This window comes from Kluyvera sp., from assembly GCF_047971185.1.
In the GTDB taxonomy this organism is placed as follows: domain Bacteria; phylum Pseudomonadota; class Gammaproteobacteria; order Enterobacterales; family Enterobacteriaceae; genus Kluyvera.
This window is the reverse complement of record NZ_JBKDZH010000044.1, coordinates 1-14,782: the sequence shown is the minus strand read 5'-3', so window position 1 is coordinate 14,782 and position 14,782 is coordinate 1. Positions and strand designations below refer to the sequence as shown.

At 56.0% G+C, this 14,782-nt stretch carries 14 protein-coding genes; 3 read left to right on the top strand and 11 right to left on the bottom strand.

The features are described 5' to 3' along the window. Positions 1–195 precede the first annotated feature (195 nt). A complete protein-coding gene (gene ppsA, locus ACK5JN_RS12245; RefSeq protein ID WP_416870430.1) occupies positions 196–2,574 on the bottom strand; it encodes a phosphoenolpyruvate synthase in 2,379 nt (792 codons plus the stop codon). A 331-nt stretch (positions 2,575–2,905) separates the two neighbouring features. On the opposite strand from ppsA, the gene ACK5JN_RS12240 reads away from it, so the two are divergent. From ACK5JN_RS12240 to hemP, 3 genes are all read left to right on the top strand, one after another. Continuing rightward, complete coding sequence (locus ACK5JN_RS12240; protein WP_416870429.1) at positions 2,906–3,739, top strand: pyruvate, water dikinase regulatory protein; 834 nt, start codon at positions 2,906–2,908, stop codon at positions 3,737–3,739. Positions 3,740–3,892: 153 nt separating this feature from the next. Next, positions 3,893–4,939, top strand: a complete 1,047-nt coding sequence (gene aroH, locus ACK5JN_RS12235; protein ID WP_416870428.1) for a 3-deoxy-7-phosphoheptulonate synthase AroH — start codon at positions 3,893–3,895, stop codon at positions 4,937–4,939. 135 nt (positions 4,940–5,074) lie between these two features. After that, on the top strand, positions 5,075–5,254 hold the full coding sequence (gene hemP / locus ACK5JN_RS12230) for a hemin uptake protein HemP (RefSeq protein ID WP_416870427.1): 180 nt from the start codon (positions 5,075–5,077) through the stop codon (positions 5,252–5,254). A gap of 33 nt (positions 5,255–5,287) precedes the next feature. Here the strand turns inward: hemP and selO are convergent, their stop codons facing one another. The 10 genes from selO to pheM form a co-directional block, all read right to left on the bottom strand. Further along, positions 5,288–6,730: a protein adenylyltransferase SelO gene (gene selO / locus ACK5JN_RS12225; protein WP_416870426.1), complete on the bottom strand. Its 1,443-nt coding sequence runs from the start codon at positions 6,728–6,730 to the stop codon at positions 5,288–5,290. Between the two features lie 61 nt (positions 6,731–6,791). After that, complete coding sequence (locus ACK5JN_RS12220) at positions 6,792–7,505, bottom strand: EAL domain-containing protein (protein WP_416870425.1); 714 nt, start codon at positions 7,503–7,505, stop codon at positions 6,792–6,794. Positions 7,506–7,786: 281 nt separating this feature from the next. Beyond that, positions 7,787–8,251 (bottom strand): NlpC/P60 family protein, encoded by a 465-nt coding sequence (locus tag ACK5JN_RS12215; protein ID WP_416870424.1) that lies wholly within the window; start codon positions 8,249–8,251, stop codon positions 7,787–7,789. Positions 8,252–8,345: 94 nt separating this feature from the next. Beyond that, positions 8,346–9,107 (bottom strand): vitamin B12 ABC transporter ATP-binding protein BtuD, encoded by a 762-nt coding sequence (gene btuD, locus ACK5JN_RS12210; RefSeq protein WP_416870423.1) that lies wholly within the window; start codon positions 9,105–9,107, stop codon positions 8,346–8,348. After that, positions 9,104–9,658 carry a glutathione peroxidase gene (locus ACK5JN_RS12205; RefSeq protein ID WP_416870422.1) on the bottom strand — a complete coding sequence of 185 codons (555 nt, stop codon included), beginning with the start codon at positions 9,656–9,658 and terminating at the stop codon, positions 9,104–9,106. The genes btuD and ACK5JN_RS12205 overlap by 4 nt, the downstream gene beginning before the upstream one ends. 97 nt (positions 9,659–9,755) lie before the next feature. Then, a complete protein-coding gene (btuC, locus tag ACK5JN_RS12200) occupies positions 9,756–10,739 on the bottom strand; it encodes a vitamin B12 ABC transporter permease BtuC (protein WP_416870421.1) in 984 nt (327 codons plus the stop codon). A 99-nt stretch (positions 10,740–10,838) separates the two neighbouring features. Continuing rightward, positions 10,839–11,138 carry an integration host factor subunit alpha gene (gene ihfA, locus ACK5JN_RS12195; RefSeq protein WP_003030571.1) on the bottom strand — a complete coding sequence of 100 codons (300 nt, stop codon included), beginning with the start codon at positions 11,136–11,138 and terminating at the stop codon, positions 10,839–10,841. Between the two features lie 4 nt (positions 11,139–11,142). Then, positions 11,143–13,530 carry a phenylalanine--tRNA ligase subunit beta gene (pheT, locus tag ACK5JN_RS12190; RefSeq protein WP_416870420.1) on the bottom strand — a complete coding sequence of 796 codons (2,388 nt, stop codon included), beginning with the start codon at positions 13,528–13,530 and terminating at the stop codon, positions 11,143–11,145. A 15-nt stretch (positions 13,531–13,545) separates the two neighbouring features. Then, positions 13,546–14,529 (bottom strand): phenylalanine--tRNA ligase subunit alpha, encoded by a 984-nt coding sequence (gene pheS, locus ACK5JN_RS12185; protein ID WP_416870419.1) that lies wholly within the window; start codon positions 14,527–14,529, stop codon positions 13,546–13,548. Positions 14,530–14,664: 135 nt separating this feature from the next. Then, the gene (gene pheM, locus ACK5JN_RS12180) at positions 14,665–14,709 is read right to left on the bottom strand and encodes a pheST operon leader peptide PheM (RefSeq protein ID WP_186220317.1); all 45 of its coding nucleotides are present in this window, start codon (positions 14,707–14,709) and stop codon (positions 14,665–14,667) included. Between the last annotated feature and the right edge of the window lie 73 nt (positions 14,710–14,782).

Sequence of the window (14,782 nt, the reverse complement as noted above, 5' to 3'; positions counted from 1 at the left end):
TCGCTGATAAATACCCGAAAATATTCAGGTAAGCACAAGATGTCAGCCTCAGTATTCAGAAGTGGTCTGCCGGGAACAATTGTTGAAATTGCCAGCAGATTTACGATATTTGGTTTTCTTTACGGAGTGTGATCGCACGCAACACTGAGATAAAAAAATCCCGGGCCTGGCCCGGGATTTCCGCAGAAAAGCGAATTACTTTTTCAGTTCGGCCAGACTCAGCCAGGTCTGCACGACGGTGTCCGGGTTCAGCGACAGGCTGTCGATCCCCTCATCCATCAGCCAGGCCGCGAAGTCTTCGTGGTCGGACGGCCCCTGCCCGCAAATGCCGACATATTTGCCCTGTTTCTTCGCCGCACGAATCGCCATCGACAGCAGCGCTTTCACCGCGTCGTTACGCTCATCAAACAGCGCGGAAACCACGCCGGAATCGCGGTCCAGACCCAGCGCCAGCTGCGTCATGTCGTTTGAGCCAATGGAGAAGCCGTCAAAGTGCTCAAGGAACTGCTCTGCCAGCAGGGCGTTGGACGGAATTTCACACATCATGATGATTTTCAGCCCGTTTTCGCCGCGCTTGAGGCCCTGGCGCGCCAGCTCATCCACCACCGCTTTCGCCTGTTCCACGGTACGCACGAACGGCACCATGATCTCGACGTTGGTCAGCCCCATGTCGTTACGCACGCGTTTCACCGCATCACACTCCAGCGCGAAGCAGTCGCGGAAGCTGTCAGAGACATAGCGACCGGCACCGCGGAAGCCCAGCATCGGGTTCTCTTCTTCCGGTTCGTAGCGCTCGCCGCCGACCAGGTTCGCGTATTCGTTCGACTTAAAGTCAGACAGACGCACGATCACCCGTTTCGGGTAGAACGCCGCGCCCAGCGTGGCGATCCCTTCCGTCAGACGGCCAACGTAGAACTCTTTCGGCGAATCGAAACCTTTCATCATTTCGCGGATTTCGTTTTGCAGCTTCGGTTCCTGGTCATCGAACTCCAGCAGCGCGCGCGGGTGCACGCCGATCATCCGGTTGATGATAAATTCAAGACGCGCCAGGCCCACGCCTTCGTTTGGCAGGCAGGCGAAGTCAAACGCGCGGTCCGGGTTACCGACGTTCATCATGATCTTCAGCGGCAGATCCGGCATGGTATCCACGCTGGAGCTTTTCACGCTGAAGTCCAGCAGGTCGGCGTAAACGTAGCCGGTGTCGCCTTCGGCGCAGGAAACGGTGACCTTTTCGTCATCCTTCATGCGCTCGGTGGCATCACCACAGCCCACTACCGCCGGGATCCCCAGTTCACGGGCAATAATCGCCGCGTGGCAGGTACGGCCACCGCGGTTGGTGACAATCGCCGCGGCTTTCTTCATGATCGGTTCCCAATCCGGGTCGGTCATGTCGGTCACCAGCACATCGCCCGGCTGGATGCGGTTCATTTCGCTGATGTCATGAATCACTTTGACCGGGCCCGCGCCGATGCGGTGGCCGATGGCGCGGCCTTCCGACACGATGCGCCCCTGCGAATGCAGCGTGTAGCGCTCCATCACCTGGCCACGCGAACGGACGGTTTCAGGGCGCGCCTGAACGATAAACAGTTTGCCGGTGTGGCCGTCTTTTGCCCACTCGATGTCCATCGGACGACCGTAGTGTTTTTCGATCTGCACGGCCTGCTTCGCCAGCTCCTGCACTTCCTCGTTGGTCAGCGAGAAGATATCGCACTGCTGCTGCGGCACGTCTTCAATACGCACCTGCTTGCCGTGTTCCTGGGTCGGCGCATAGACCATGCGAATTTTTTTCGAGCCCATTGTGCGGCGTACAATCGCCGGACGACCAGCGGCCAGCGTAGGTTTGTGAACGTAGAACTCATCCGGGTTCACCGCGCCCTGCACCACCATTTCACCCAGCCCCCACGCGGAGGTGATAAACACCACCTGGTCAAAGCCGGATTCGGTATCAATGGAGAACATCACGCCGGAAGAGGCAAGGTCAGAACGCACCATCAGCTGTACGCCCGCCGAGAGCGCGACGCCACGGTGGTCATAACCCTGGTGTACACGGTAGGAGATGGCGCGGTCGTTGAACAGCGAGGCAAAGACGTGCTTCACTGCGACCAATACCGCGTCGTAACCCTGGACGTTGAGGAAGGTTTCCTGCTGACCGGCGAAGGAAGCATCCGGCATATCTTCCGCCGTCGCGGAAGAACGCACCGCAAACGAGGCATTGGCGTTATCGGCGGCCAGCTGGTTATACGCTTCGTGAATAGCCTGTTCCAGTTCGCTCTGGAAAGGAGTGTCGATGATCCACTGGCGGATCTGCGCGCCGGCTTTCGCCAGAGCGGTAACGTCGTCAATATCGGTGTTATCCAACAGTTGATAAATCTGCTGGTTTACGCCGCTCTGGTCGAGAAACTGATTAAACGCATCGGCAGTGGTGGCAAATCCGTTGGGCACTGACACCCCCATCCCGGACAGATTAGTAATCATTTCACCCAAGGAGGCATTTTTGCCTCCAACTCTGTCTACATCATTCATGCCGAGTTGGTTGTACCAAAGCACCAGCGGTGACGAGCCATTGTTGGACATCGAGACAATCCTTTTATGATTTAAAGAAGCAGTGATAAGAAACGACTGACTACTTAAAATATCCTCGCATATTTAAACGGGCGAAAAAAACGGTGAATCGTGTAAGCAAATTATTTTTTTACTTTTTAGGATTGATTCCTGTTTATTCATAACCTACTGATTAGTCTGAAAAGGCACAGAAACCGACGGTCTATTGACGTCATCTGGAAATTGAAACACCCATTTCATTAAAAATAAAAATACCGTTTCATTTTTAAAATTAAGACAAATACGGCCTGGGTGTGTTTAAATTTAATTTACCCTTTCAGGCAATTAACGGGAGTCAAGCAATATGGATAACGCAGTCGACAGGCAGGTATTTTATATTTCCGACGGTACCGCGATTACGGCGGAAGTGCTGGGCCACGCCGTGATGTCGCAGTTCCCGGTGGCGATCAACAGTATCACCCTGCCGTTTATCGAGAGCGAAAGCCGCGCGCGGGCGGTCAAGGAGCAAATTGACGCCATTTATCAGCAGACGGGCGTGCGGCCGCTGGTATTCTATTCGATTGTGATCCCCGAAATTCGCGACATCATTCTGCAATGTGAAGGATTTTGTCAGGATATCGTGCAGGCGCTCGTCGCGCCGCTGCAGGAAGAACTGAAGCTTGACCCGACCCCCATTGCCCATCGCACCCACGGCTTAACCCCTGGCAACCTCACCAAGTACGATGCGCGTATCGCGGCCATCGATTACACCCTGGCGCACGACGATGGCATCTCGCTGCGCAATCTCGATCAGGCACAGGTCATCTTGCTGGGCGTGTCACGCTGTGGAAAAACACCCACCAGCCTGTACCTGGCGATGCAGTTTGGTATTCGCGCCGCCAACTACCCGTTTATTGCCGATGACATGGATAACCTGGTGCTTCCCGCATCGTTAAAGCCGTTGCAGCACAAGCTGTTTGGTCTGACGATCAACCCGGAAAGGCTAGCCGCCATTCGTGAAGAACGCCGCGAGAGCAGCCGCTACGCGTCAATGCGTCAGTGCCGAATGGAGGTGGCGGAAGTCGAGGCGCTGTATCGCCGTCACCAGATCCCGTGGCTAAACAGTACTAACTACTCGGTTGAAGAAATTGCTACCAAAATCATGGACATCATGGGATTAAGTCGCAGAATGTACTAACACACTAGTACAATGCAGCAATTTTGTTTATCATAGCTTTGTGATTGAGCGCACATTACCTGCCACGCTTGAATTCAGCGCAGATTGGTTTATCGTGATGTGCATCACTTCCCAGCATCCTGACTGGCGAAGCAACAAATTTCTGAGACTTCCATGAATAAGACCGATGAACTGCGTACCGCTCGAATTGAGAGCCTGATTACGCCTGCTGAACTTGCTCAGCGCCACCCTGTATCGCCGGACGTTGCGGCCCACGTTACCGCCTCACGCCATCGCATTGAAAAAATCCTTAACGGCGAAGACCGCCGCCTGCTGGCGATCGTTGGCCCCTGTTCCATTCACGACCTGGACGCGGCGGTGGATTACGCCCGCCGCCTTCAGGTGCTGCGTGAGAAACATCAGGGCGAGCTGGAAATCGTCATGCGCACCTACTTCGAAAAACCGCGCACCGTGGTGGGCTGGAAAGGGTTGATCTCCGATCCGGATCTCAACGGTAGCTACCGCGTTAATCACGGCATCGAGCAGGCGCGTAAGCTGCTGTTGCAGGTGAACACCCTGGGCGTACCGACGGCAACCGAATTCCTCGATATGGTGACCGGTCAGTTCATCGCCGATCTGATCAGCTGGGGCGCAATTGGCGCGCGCACCACGGAAAGCCAGATTCACCGTGAAATGGCCTCCGCGCTTTCCTGCCCGGTCGGGTTTAAAAACGGCACCGATGGCAACACCCGCATTGCGGTGGACGCGATCCGCGCCGCCCGCGCCAGCCATATGTTCCTGTCGCCGGATAAAAACGGCCAGATGACGATCTATCAGACTAGCGGTAACCCGTACGGCCATATCATCATGCGCGGCGGCAAAAAGCCGAACTACCACGCGGACGATATCGCCGCGGCCTGCGATACGCTTCATCAGTTCGACCTGCCTGAGCATCTGGTCGTCGACTTTAGCCACGGTAACTGCCAGAAACAGCACCGCCGTCAGCTGGAAGTGTGTGACGATATCTGCCAGCAGATCCGCAACGGCTCCTCCGCCATTGCCGGTATCATGGCGGAAAGTTTCCTGCGCGAAGGGACACAAAAAATCGTCGCCGACCAGCCGTTAACCTACGGCCAGTCGATTACCGATCCTTGCCTGAGCTGGGAAGACACCGAACTGCTGCTGGAAAAACTGGCCGCCGCGGTGGCCACCCGCCTTTAACACTCTCCTGCCCGCCGCACAGCGGCGGGCACATCTCCCTACCTTATCTGGTGGTAAATAACGCTTGCGGTTAACCGACTGAATATTGATAATGAAAATCATTGTTACATTGATTTTCATTATAGAATTTCGCAAATGGATACCTGCGCAGAACTGGAACCTCAGAAGAATAATGCCCCGCACCCGCTCCCCCGCGATCGTCGGATCGATAGCCAGACGCTGTTAGGTCAGGAAGGTCGTTTGATTATTGAGCATGGCGATCAGCAGTACCTGCTGCGACAGACTCAGGCCGGAAAGCTGATACTGACCAAGTAGCTGCGCCATCGCCATAGCGCAGCGTTGGCCTGGTTAGCTTGAGCAGCTCACTTCCAGCCGCTTACCCCAGTCCGGCGGACGGCGTCCATAGTCATCATCCCGATCGTGCCACGGGTTGCGCAGCGCTTCATGCAGCCGATGTAATTCCTGATAGTCGCCCTTCTCCGCCTGCTCAATCGCCCGCTGCGCCAGCCAGTTTCGCAGCACCATCGCCGGGTTGGCTAATTTCATGGCCTGCTGGCGCGTGGCATCATCCACCTGTTCCAGCTGTAGACGCGCCCGGTACTGGGTAAACCAGCCATCGAAGGCCACGCGGTCAATAAATTCGTCCCGCAGCGGTGAAGCGGCGCTACGCTGCTCCGTTTCGCTCAGCAGACGGAAGGTGCGGGTATAGTCGCTGCCTTCCCGTTCCATCAGCGCGTACAGGCCGTTAAGCAGATCGTTGTCGCCCTCTTGTTCACTGAACAATCCCAGCTTTTTACGCATGCGCTGCCCGTACTCCCGGAACAGCACCGCCTGGTAGCCATCCAGGGCGGCGTTGAGCGCATCTACCGCGATCCAGGGCGACACCGCCTGCGCCAGACACTGCAGGTTCCACAGCCCTATCGCCGGTTGATTATCAAACCGATAGCGCCCCTGATGGTCAGAGTGGTTGCAGATAAACGTCGGCTGATAGTCATCCAGAAAACCAAACGGGCCGTAGTCCAGCGTCAGGCCCAGAATCGACATATTATCGGTATTCATCACGCCGTGAGCAAAGCCGACCGTTTGCCAGCGGGCAATCATCCGCGCCGTGCGCGCCACAACGTCCTCGAACCACAGCGCGTAACCGTCGGCCTCATGCTGCAGGTGCGGCCAGTAATGACGGAGGCTGAAATCAAGCAGCGTGCGGACGCTGTCGTTATCGCGGCGATAGTAGAAATGCTCAAAGTGGCCGAAGCGAATATGGCTTTCGGCAACCCGCATCAGCATCGCGCCCGATTCAACCGTTTCACGATAGACCGGCGTATCGCTGGTGACCACCGCCAGCGCGCGGGTACCGGGAATACCCAGATAATGCATGGCCTCCGACGCAAGGCTCTCGCGCAGAGTCGAACGCAAAACCGCCCGCCCGTCCCCCATCCGCGAATACGGTGTCAGCCCTGCGCCTTTCAGGTGCCAGTCGACCGTTTTGCCGTTCGCCAGCTGCTGTTCGCCCAGCAAAATGCCGCGTCCATCGCCCAGTTGACCAGCCCAGGAGCCGAACTGATGGCCGCTATAAACTTGCGCCAGCGGCGACATACCGGGCAGCAATGTTTCACCGCCCCACACGCCAGCGCCGTGCTCAGGGGTAAAGAGCGATTCAGGGATAGAGAGTTCTTGCGCCAGCGGCGCGTTGTGCCAGATCACGCGGGCGTTATGCAACGGCGTGGGCTGTAGCGCACTGTAAAATCCTGGCAGCTCATCGCGCCAGCGGGTGTTAAATGACAGGTTCATGGCTCCTCCTGCCCGTAGTGTATTGGGTTACTGTACGTTAAACACCCGGGTAAGTGCAGGGTTATTGTTGCACTAATGTTATTAAGGAGGATTCCGCTACCACCGGCCACAGACTGCCGAGCATCCCGCTAAAACCAAAGGACGCCACGCGCTGGCGGAGGCGTTCATCATCGACCCCGGAAATCATAACCCCCTGGCAATAGGGCTGAATCTGGGTGACGATCGCACGGAGAAACGGTTCGAAAGAGGCCGACCCTGACTGACGCTGGACAAAGTTTTTATCCAGCACCACACGGGTAAATAACCCAGCGAACAGCGCATGGGTCGAGGCGTCGCCGGAACCAAAATCGCTAAGCACCAGCGGAAAACGCTGGCACAATCGCGCTAGCGGATGAGATTCATCAACTTGATTCAGGCCAGGATAACTTTCACTGACGGCTAATTCCAGAAACGGGAAACGCAGGGCGCTGGCCGTCAGTTCATCGTCGGTAAGCAGCGCCTCGACCAGCCCTGGAGGGGCCGTAATCCACGCATTTAGGTTGTGCTGGCGGAAGAACAGCTGGCAGTTATTCAACAGCGCCAGTTTTTCCTGAAATAAGGTCATTTCTTGCTGCGGCGTCAGACGCGGCAGCACCAGACCAGTAGGGATGCGGATGTGGTTTTCAAGGCCGCTAAATTGGCTGACAACTTTCAGCCCAACAAGACGCCCGTCGCTATTTCTGGCGGGAAGGAAAAACAACTGAGAACAATACGTATTATCCAGCGATACAATCATTGCGACTGCCCTTCATTAAAAGTCATGTCCGGGTTCCTGACGTCACAAAGCAAAAAACCTACGGTGATGAATGCTGTTGTTATTCCTTTCATTGGTTCCTTTTTATTTTATGGTCCATCACTGGATCATAATGATTGTAATCGAAAGTAATGGATTAACACAATCAACCTGAAGTTCTATGATCTTGCCTAACAAAATCGGAATAACGATGGCTGTTTATTTAAAATTTTTATCATCGACAAAAAAGAAAAGGAGGCATTTGCGCCTCCTTTTCTTTTTGATTAAATTCGCCTGGCCTGCCAGAAATTTTTCCGCCAGTAGACATTGTTGAGCGAAGACCGCGTCACGCCCTGGCTGGTGGATGCATGAATGAACTGATTGTCGGTGTCGTAAATGCCCACGTGCAGCCCGTTCTCGCCCGCGCCGGTCTTAAAGAACACCAGATCGCCAGGCAACAGTTCATCCTTATCTATTTCAGTGCCAATCTTCGCCTGCTGACGGGTTTCACGGGGAAGCTGCATTTCGAATTTGTCGCGGAACGTCACCAGCACAAACGCGGAACAGTCCACGCCGCGGCGATTCATGCCACCATAGCGATACGGCGTACCGTGCCAGTTTTGCAGCTGATCGTTAAGGCTTGCGATAACGGTAATAGAATCCGAAAGTCGGGGATTGGGCGGCGGCGCGCGATGGCTACTGCACCCTGCTAAAACGAAAGCCACGAGAAAAAGAATCCAGAAACGCATATCCAGCGAATCCTCAGTTTTTTATTCAGCCAATAAATTATATCTATTGCGGATTGGCTGGCAAGCAATCACCGCCATTTCAAGCAGAGTTGGATTAATTTTCACCGACCTCATCATAAATGAGCATTTGGTGACCGGCGATATCCAGGCGCTGAAAACGCATATTATAAGCCGAAGATAAATGTTCTGGCTGCATAACGTTCTCCGTCTTACCGCTGGCAATCAGATGCCCCTGACATAACAGCCAGACTCGCCCAGCGTGGCGCAGTGTGTAGTTTAGATCGTGGCTGCTCATCACGATGGCGATGCCCGCCGCCCTCAGTTCAGCCAGCAGCTTATCCAGAGCCGCCTGCTGCGCCACATCAAGGCTGTTCATCGGTTCATCCAGCAGTAAAAGCTGCCCATCCGGGTTGCCCGCGGGATGAATTTGCAGGATCACGGCTGCCAGCCTGACGCGCTGCCATTCGCCGCCGGAGAGCTGGCTGACGTTGCGCCCGAGCTTATTACTCAGGCCCAACGCTTCAACGACATGAATGGCGAGCGGGGATTGCGGCTCGCCCTGTTGATGCAGCATCAGAAATTGCCAGACCGGCATCGCAAATGGCGGCTGTTGATGCTGGGAAAGATAGGCACGGTGGCGGGCCAGCGCATGAGCAGGCCATTCATCCAGTGGCTGATCATTGAGCGTTACCACGCCTTTTCCACCGCTGAGGCCCGCCATTCTGGCCAGCAGCGTGCTCTTCCCGGCCCCGTTTGGGCCAACAAGGTGGATAATCTCACCCGACACCACGTCGGCGCTAACCGCCTGGAGGCGGAGGCCCTCACCAACGTCCTGAAGCTGCATCAACGGCATCATGGCTGGGCGATAGCCTGCTTGATAGCCGCCGTCAGGATCGGATCGTCCGGCGTCATATCCGGAGAGAAACGGTTGATGATTTGACCATCGCGGCCAATCAGGAATTTCTCGAAGTTCCACAGAATATCACCCGGCTGGGCCGGTGCTCGTCCTTTGCTGGCCATGCGCTCATAAAAACCACTGCCTTCTGGCGCAACGGCTTGCGGCACCAGGCGGGTCAACAGACTGTAAAGCGGATGACGCGTGTCGCCGTTCACTTCCACTTTGCTAAACAGCGGGAAGGTTACGCCGTAAGTGGTGCTGCAGAAGGTTTTAATCTCTTCTTCGCTGCCCGGCTCCTGGCCGAGGAACTGATTGCAAGGGAAACCGAGCACGGTGAAACCTTCGTCCTGTAACGAGGTCTGTAGCGCCTCCAGTTGCTCGTACTGCGGCGTAAGACCGCATTTAGAGGCCACGTTAACAATCAGCAGTACCTTGCCTTTGTAGCCTTCCAGGGTGGTTTTTTCACCGTCGATGGTGGTGACGGGAGTGTTCAGAATGGTGGTTTGCATAGCATCCTCTTTAGCGTGGTTGGGTCTTATCGCCCGGTCTTTAATAATAGCCAGATACGCGGGTACGACACCAAGGCTTTTTAATCAGGATGTTGCGTTAGTAGCGCCCGGACCTGAGCAGCAGCCAGATAAACACCGGCGCGCCCAGCGTCGCGGTCACCACGCCAATCGGCAGCTCAGCCGCCGACAGCGCCAGCCGCGCGATAATATCAGCAAACAGCAGCGTACTCGCCCCCGCCAGCGCGCTGGCCGGTAGCAGCACGCGATGGTCGGTTAGGCCGCACAGGCGCAGCATATGCGGCACCACCAGCCCGATAAAACCGATGGCGCCGGCCAGCGCCACGCTGACCCCCACCAGCCAGCCGGTGGCCATCACCAGCAGCTTGCGCCAGAACGCGATGGGCACGCCCAATTGCCGCGCGGAGGTTTCCCCTAGCGCTAACAGATTCAACGGCTGTGATTGCAGACAAACCCAGGCAATCACCGGCAGCAGCGCTACCATCAGCCATACCTGCTGCCAGTCGACGCCGCCAAAGCCGCCCATCATCCAGTACATCAGCTGACGCAGATCGAACGAGGTGGAAAAATAGACCGCCCACGTCATTAAGGCGCTACAGATAATGCCCAGCGCCACGCCCGCCAGCAGCAGGCGGCTGGTTGAGAGATGGCGTCGTGCAAAGCGCATCAGGATACCGGTAATCACCAGCGCCCCCGCAATCGCCGCCAGCCCCGGCGCCCAGCCCGGCAGGCTGCCCTGGCTTAGCATAATCACCGCAATCAGCCCGACACCCGCGCCGTTAGAAACGCCAAGCAGCCCCGGCTCCGCCAGAGGGTTTTCAAACAGCGCCTGCATCACCGCCCCAGACAGCGCCAGCGCAGCGCCAACCAGCAGCACCGCCACGGTACGCGGCAGGCGAATCTGCCAGATAAACAGCTGCCCTTTCGCGGTGAGCCATTCGCCGGGAGGGATCCACTGGTCGCCCGCGCACAGGCTAATCACCAGCATTGCCAAAAGGGCCAGAGACAGTCCGGCAAGCCAACGACGATTACGCCGCTGCTGTTGATGTACATAAACCTGCATAGTTACCTATCGCCCGTGGAGAAGCGTTTGATTTTACGGTGACAACGCCGCGCAGAAAAGAAAAAGGCCGCATCAGCGGCCTTTTTAGTTAGATCAGAATTACTCTTCTTTGGGCGTTGCGTTTTCGACCCGACTCTTTAACTTCTGTCCTGGTCTGAAGGTCACCACACGCCGGGCTGTAATGGGAATATCTTCACCCGTTTTTGGGTTACGTCCCGGGCGTTGGTTTTTATCACGCAGATCAAAGTTGCCAAAACCGGACAGTTTAACCTGCTCACCGTTTTCCAGAGCACGACGGATCTCTTCAAAAAACAGCTCCACCAGCTCTTTGGCATCCCGCTTGCTAAGCCCAAGCTTATCAAACAGATATTCTGACATTTCAGCTTTTGTAAGCGCCATAGGTTCAATCCCTCAATGATGCCTGGAATCGCTCTTTTAATGCCTCTACACATTTTGCAACGGTAGCGGCAATCTCCTCTTCTTCGAGTGTACGGCTGGTATCTTGTAGGATCAGGCTGATAGCAAGGCTCTTATAGCCTTCCGCAACACCCTTACCACGGTACACGTCAAATAAGTTTACGCCAACTACCTGATTTACGCCAACTTTCTTACACTCGTTTAAAATATCCGCTGCTGGCACATTTTCAGCGACCACAACGGCGATGTCGCGGCGGTTCGCCGGGAAACGAGAAACGTCGCGCGCCTGAGGAACCACGCGGTCTGCGAGCTGGTTCCACTCCAGTTCAAACGCCAGCGTGCGGCCGTTCAGGTCCAGCTTGCGTTCCAGTTCCGGATGGATAACACCAATGAAACCAATGCGTTCGCCGTGCAGATAAATCGCGGCAGACTGGCCCGGATGCAGCGCCGGGTTGGCTTCCGCCTTGAACTGAATTTCAGATAATTTACCGGTCAGATCGAGAACGGATTCCAGATCGCCCTTCAAATCATAGAAATCAACGGTCTCTTTTGCCAGATTCCAGTGTTCGTCGTAGCGGTTACCGCAGATAACCCCGCCCAGCATCACGTCCTGACGGATCCCCAGCGGTGCCTGAGTGTCCGGAACGAAGCGCAGGCCGGTCTCGAAGATGCGCACGCGGTTCTGCTGACGGTTCTGGTTGTACACCACCGTCGACAGCAGGCCGGTCAGCAGAGACAGGCGCATAGCGGACATCTCGCTGGAGATTGGACTTGGCAGAATCAGCGCTTCTTCACCCGGATGCACCAGCTGTTGCACTTTCGGGTCAACGAAGCTGTAGGTAATCACTTCCTGATAGCCCTTATCGTTCAGCATGGTTTTCACACGCTTGAGCGACAGATTGGCTTCTTTATGGCTGCCCATCACCAGACCGGCCTGTACCGGCTCGTTCGGGATGCTGTTATAGCCATAAACGCGCGCCACTTCTTCCACCAGATCTTCTTCGATTTCCATATCGAAACGCCAGGTCGGCGCTACAGCCTGCCATTCGTCGTTGCCGACGGTGACTTCACAGCCCAGACGAGTCAGGATATCGGTGACCTGGTCATCAGCAATGTGATGGCCAATCAGACGATCCAGCTTGCTGCGACGCAGGGTGATGGTCGCACGCTTCGGCAGCGTGGCTTCGTTAGTCACGTCGATGATCGGGCCCGCCTCGCCGCCGCAGAGCTCAATCAGCAGCGCGGTAGCGCGTTCCATGGCTTTGTACTGCAGTACCGGGTCCACGCCGCGTTCGTAGCGGTGAGAGGCATCGGTATGCAGACCATGGCGACGCGCACGGCCAGTGATGGACAGCGGGCTGAAGAATGCGGATTCCAGCAGCACGTTCTGAGTTTCGTCGTTTACGCCAGAGTGCTCGCCGCCAAAGATACCGGCCATCGCCAGCGCTTTGTTGTGGTCGGCAATCACCAGGGTGTCGGCGTTGAGTTTGGCTTCAGAGCCGTCCAGCAGCACCAGGGTTTCGCCCTCTTTCGCCATGCGAACTTTGATGCCGCCGTCGATGCGATCCTTATCGAAGGCGTGCATCGGCTGGCCCAGTTCCAGCAGGACGTAGTTGGTCACGTCAACGACCGCATCAATGGAGCGAATACCGCAGCGACGCAGCTTTTCTTTCATCCACAGCGGGGTTGGCGCTTTAACGTTGATCCCTTTGACTACGCGGCCCAGATAGCGCGGGCAGGCGTCAGCCGCTTCCACTTCAATCGGCAGTACGTCAGCGATGGTCGCCGCTACAGGGGCGATCTCCGGCGCGTTCAGCGGCAGCTTGTTCAGCACCGCAACGTCGCGAGCCACGCCGATGATACCTAAGCAGTCGGCACGGTTTGGCGTCACGCTGATTTCGATGGTGTTATCGTCCAGCTGCAGATATTCACGGATATCGGTACCCAGCGGCGCATCGGCCGGCAGTTCGATAATGCCGCTATGGTCGTCGGAAATACCCAGCTCGGAGAAGGAGCACAACATGCCTTCAGACGGTTCGCCACGCAGTTTTGCCGCTTTGATTTTGAAATCACCCGGCAGCACAGCGCCGATGGTTGCCACGGCCACTTTCAGGCCCTGGCGGCAGTTCGGCGCGCCGCAGACGATATCCAGCAGACGTTCACCGCCCACATTCACTTTCGTCACGCGCAGTTTGTCCGCATTCGGATGCTGACCACATTCCACCACTTCACCGACCACTACGCCGTGGAAGCTACCGGCAACCGCGTCAACGCCGTCGACTTCCAGGCCTGCCATGGTGATTTGCCCCGACAGCGCTTCGCTGTCGATAGCCGGGTTAACCCATTCGCGTAACCACAGTTCACTGAATTTCATTATGTTGTCCTGCCCTTATTTAAACTGTTTGAGGAAACGCAGATCGTTTTCGAAGAACGCACGTAAATCGGTGACGCCGTAACGCAGCATGGTCAGACGCTCCATGCCCATACCGAAGGCGAAGCCGGAATACACTTCCGGGTCGATGCCCACGTTACGCAGTACGTTCGGGTGCACCATGCCGCAGCCCAGCACTTCCAGCCATTTGCCGTTTTTACCCATCACGTCAACTTCAGCGGAGGGTTCGGTGAACGGGAAGTAGGACGGACGGAAACGAACTTGCAGATCTTCCTCAAAGAAGTTGCGCAGGAAATCGTGCAGCGTCCCTTTCAGGTTGGTAAAACTGATGTTTTTATCAACGATCAGCCCTTCCATCTGATGGAACATCGGGGTGTGCGTCTGATCGTAGTCGTTACGATACACGCGACCCGGCGCGATGATGCGAATCGGCGGCTGCTGATCTTTCATGGTACGGATCTGGACACCAGAGGTTTGGGTGCGCAGCAGGCGGGTAGCGTCGAACCAGAAAGTGTCGTGGTCAGCACGTGCCGGGTGGTGCGTTGGGATATTCAGCGCGTCGAAGTTGTGGTAGTCATCTTCGATTTCCGGGCCCGTTGCAACGGTAAAGCCGAGCTCACCGAAGAAACTTTCAATACGGTCGATGGTGCGGGTGACCGGGTGTAACCCTCCGTTTTCAATACGGCGGCCCGGCAGGGAGATGTCAATGGTCTCTGCGGCCAGACGGGCGTTCAGCGCGGCGTTTTCCAGGTCGGCTTTACGCGCGTTCAGTGCCTGCTGTACCTGCTCTTTCGCTTCGTTGATCACCGCGCCTGCGGCCGGGCGCTCTTCTGGCGGCAGGTCACGCAGGGTGGTCATCTGAAGGGTCAGATGCCCTTTCTTGCCCAGATATTCGACGCGGACATTGTCTAACGCGGCAACATCTGAAGCCTGGTTAATGGCTGCCTTAGCACTGGCAACCAGCTCTGCGAGATGTGACATGGTTTTCCTCATTATGTCGGTGCAGACACCGGTTTGGTGGACTTAATCTCGATTTCACTTACAAAATAAGCCTCCATCCGGAGTCTTTTTGGCGCTGATTTTTCGTTTCTTCTTTCACGCGCAAGCCTCCTGAGTTCAGGTGCTAAAGTAAAATAAGAAGCGGAAAATAGCAGCATTCATGCTTGCGTTTCCTTGTGTGGTATGGATCGTAACACCTTTATTGATAGGGCTACGGGAATAAATGTCAACGTTT

What these genes read in the sequence shown, in the direction of transcription:
- ppsA (WP_416870430.1), bottom strand. Translation starts at nt 2,574, where the DNA reads ATGTCCAACAATGGCTCGTCACCGCTGGTGCTTTGGTACAACCAACTC.
- ACK5JN_RS12240 (WP_416870429.1), top strand. Translation starts at nt 2,906, where the DNA reads ATGGATAACGCAGTCGACAGGCAGGTATTTTATATTTCCGACGGTACC.
- aroH (WP_416870428.1), top strand. Translation starts at nt 3,893, where the DNA reads ATGAATAAGACCGATGAACTGCGTACCGCTCGAATTGAGAGCCTGATT.
- hemP (WP_416870427.1), top strand. Translation starts at nt 5,075, where the DNA reads ATGGATACCTGCGCAGAACTGGAACCTCAGAAGAATAATGCCCCGCAC.
- selO (WP_416870426.1), bottom strand. Translation starts at nt 6,730, where the DNA reads ATGAACCTGTCATTTAACACCCGCTGGCGCGATGAGCTGCCAGGATTT.
- ACK5JN_RS12220 (WP_416870425.1), bottom strand. Translation starts at nt 7,505, where the DNA reads ATGATTGTATCGCTGGATAATACGTATTGTTCTCAGTTGTTTTTCCTT.
- ACK5JN_RS12215 (WP_416870424.1), bottom strand. Translation starts at nt 8,251, where the DNA reads ATGCGTTTCTGGATTCTTTTTCTCGTGGCTTTCGTTTTAGCAGGGTGC.
- btuD (WP_416870423.1), bottom strand. Translation starts at nt 9,107, where the DNA reads ATGATGCCGTTGATGCAGCTTCAGGACGTTGGTGAGGGCCTCCGCCTC.
- ACK5JN_RS12205 (WP_416870422.1), bottom strand. Translation starts at nt 9,658, where the DNA reads ATGCAAACCACCATTCTGAACACTCCCGTCACCACCATCGACGGTGAA.
- btuC (WP_416870421.1), bottom strand. Translation starts at nt 10,739, where the DNA reads ATGCAGGTTTATGTACATCAACAGCAGCGGCGTAATCGTCGTTGGCTT.
- ihfA (WP_003030571.1), bottom strand. Translation starts at nt 11,138, where the DNA reads ATGGCGCTTACAAAAGCTGAAATGTCAGAATATCTGTTTGATAAGCTT.
- pheT (WP_416870420.1), bottom strand. Translation starts at nt 13,530, where the DNA reads ATGAAATTCAGTGAACTGTGGTTACGCGAATGGGTTAACCCGGCTATC.
- pheS (WP_416870419.1), bottom strand. Translation starts at nt 14,529, where the DNA reads ATGTCACATCTCGCAGAGCTGGTTGCCAGTGCTAAGGCAGCCATTAAC.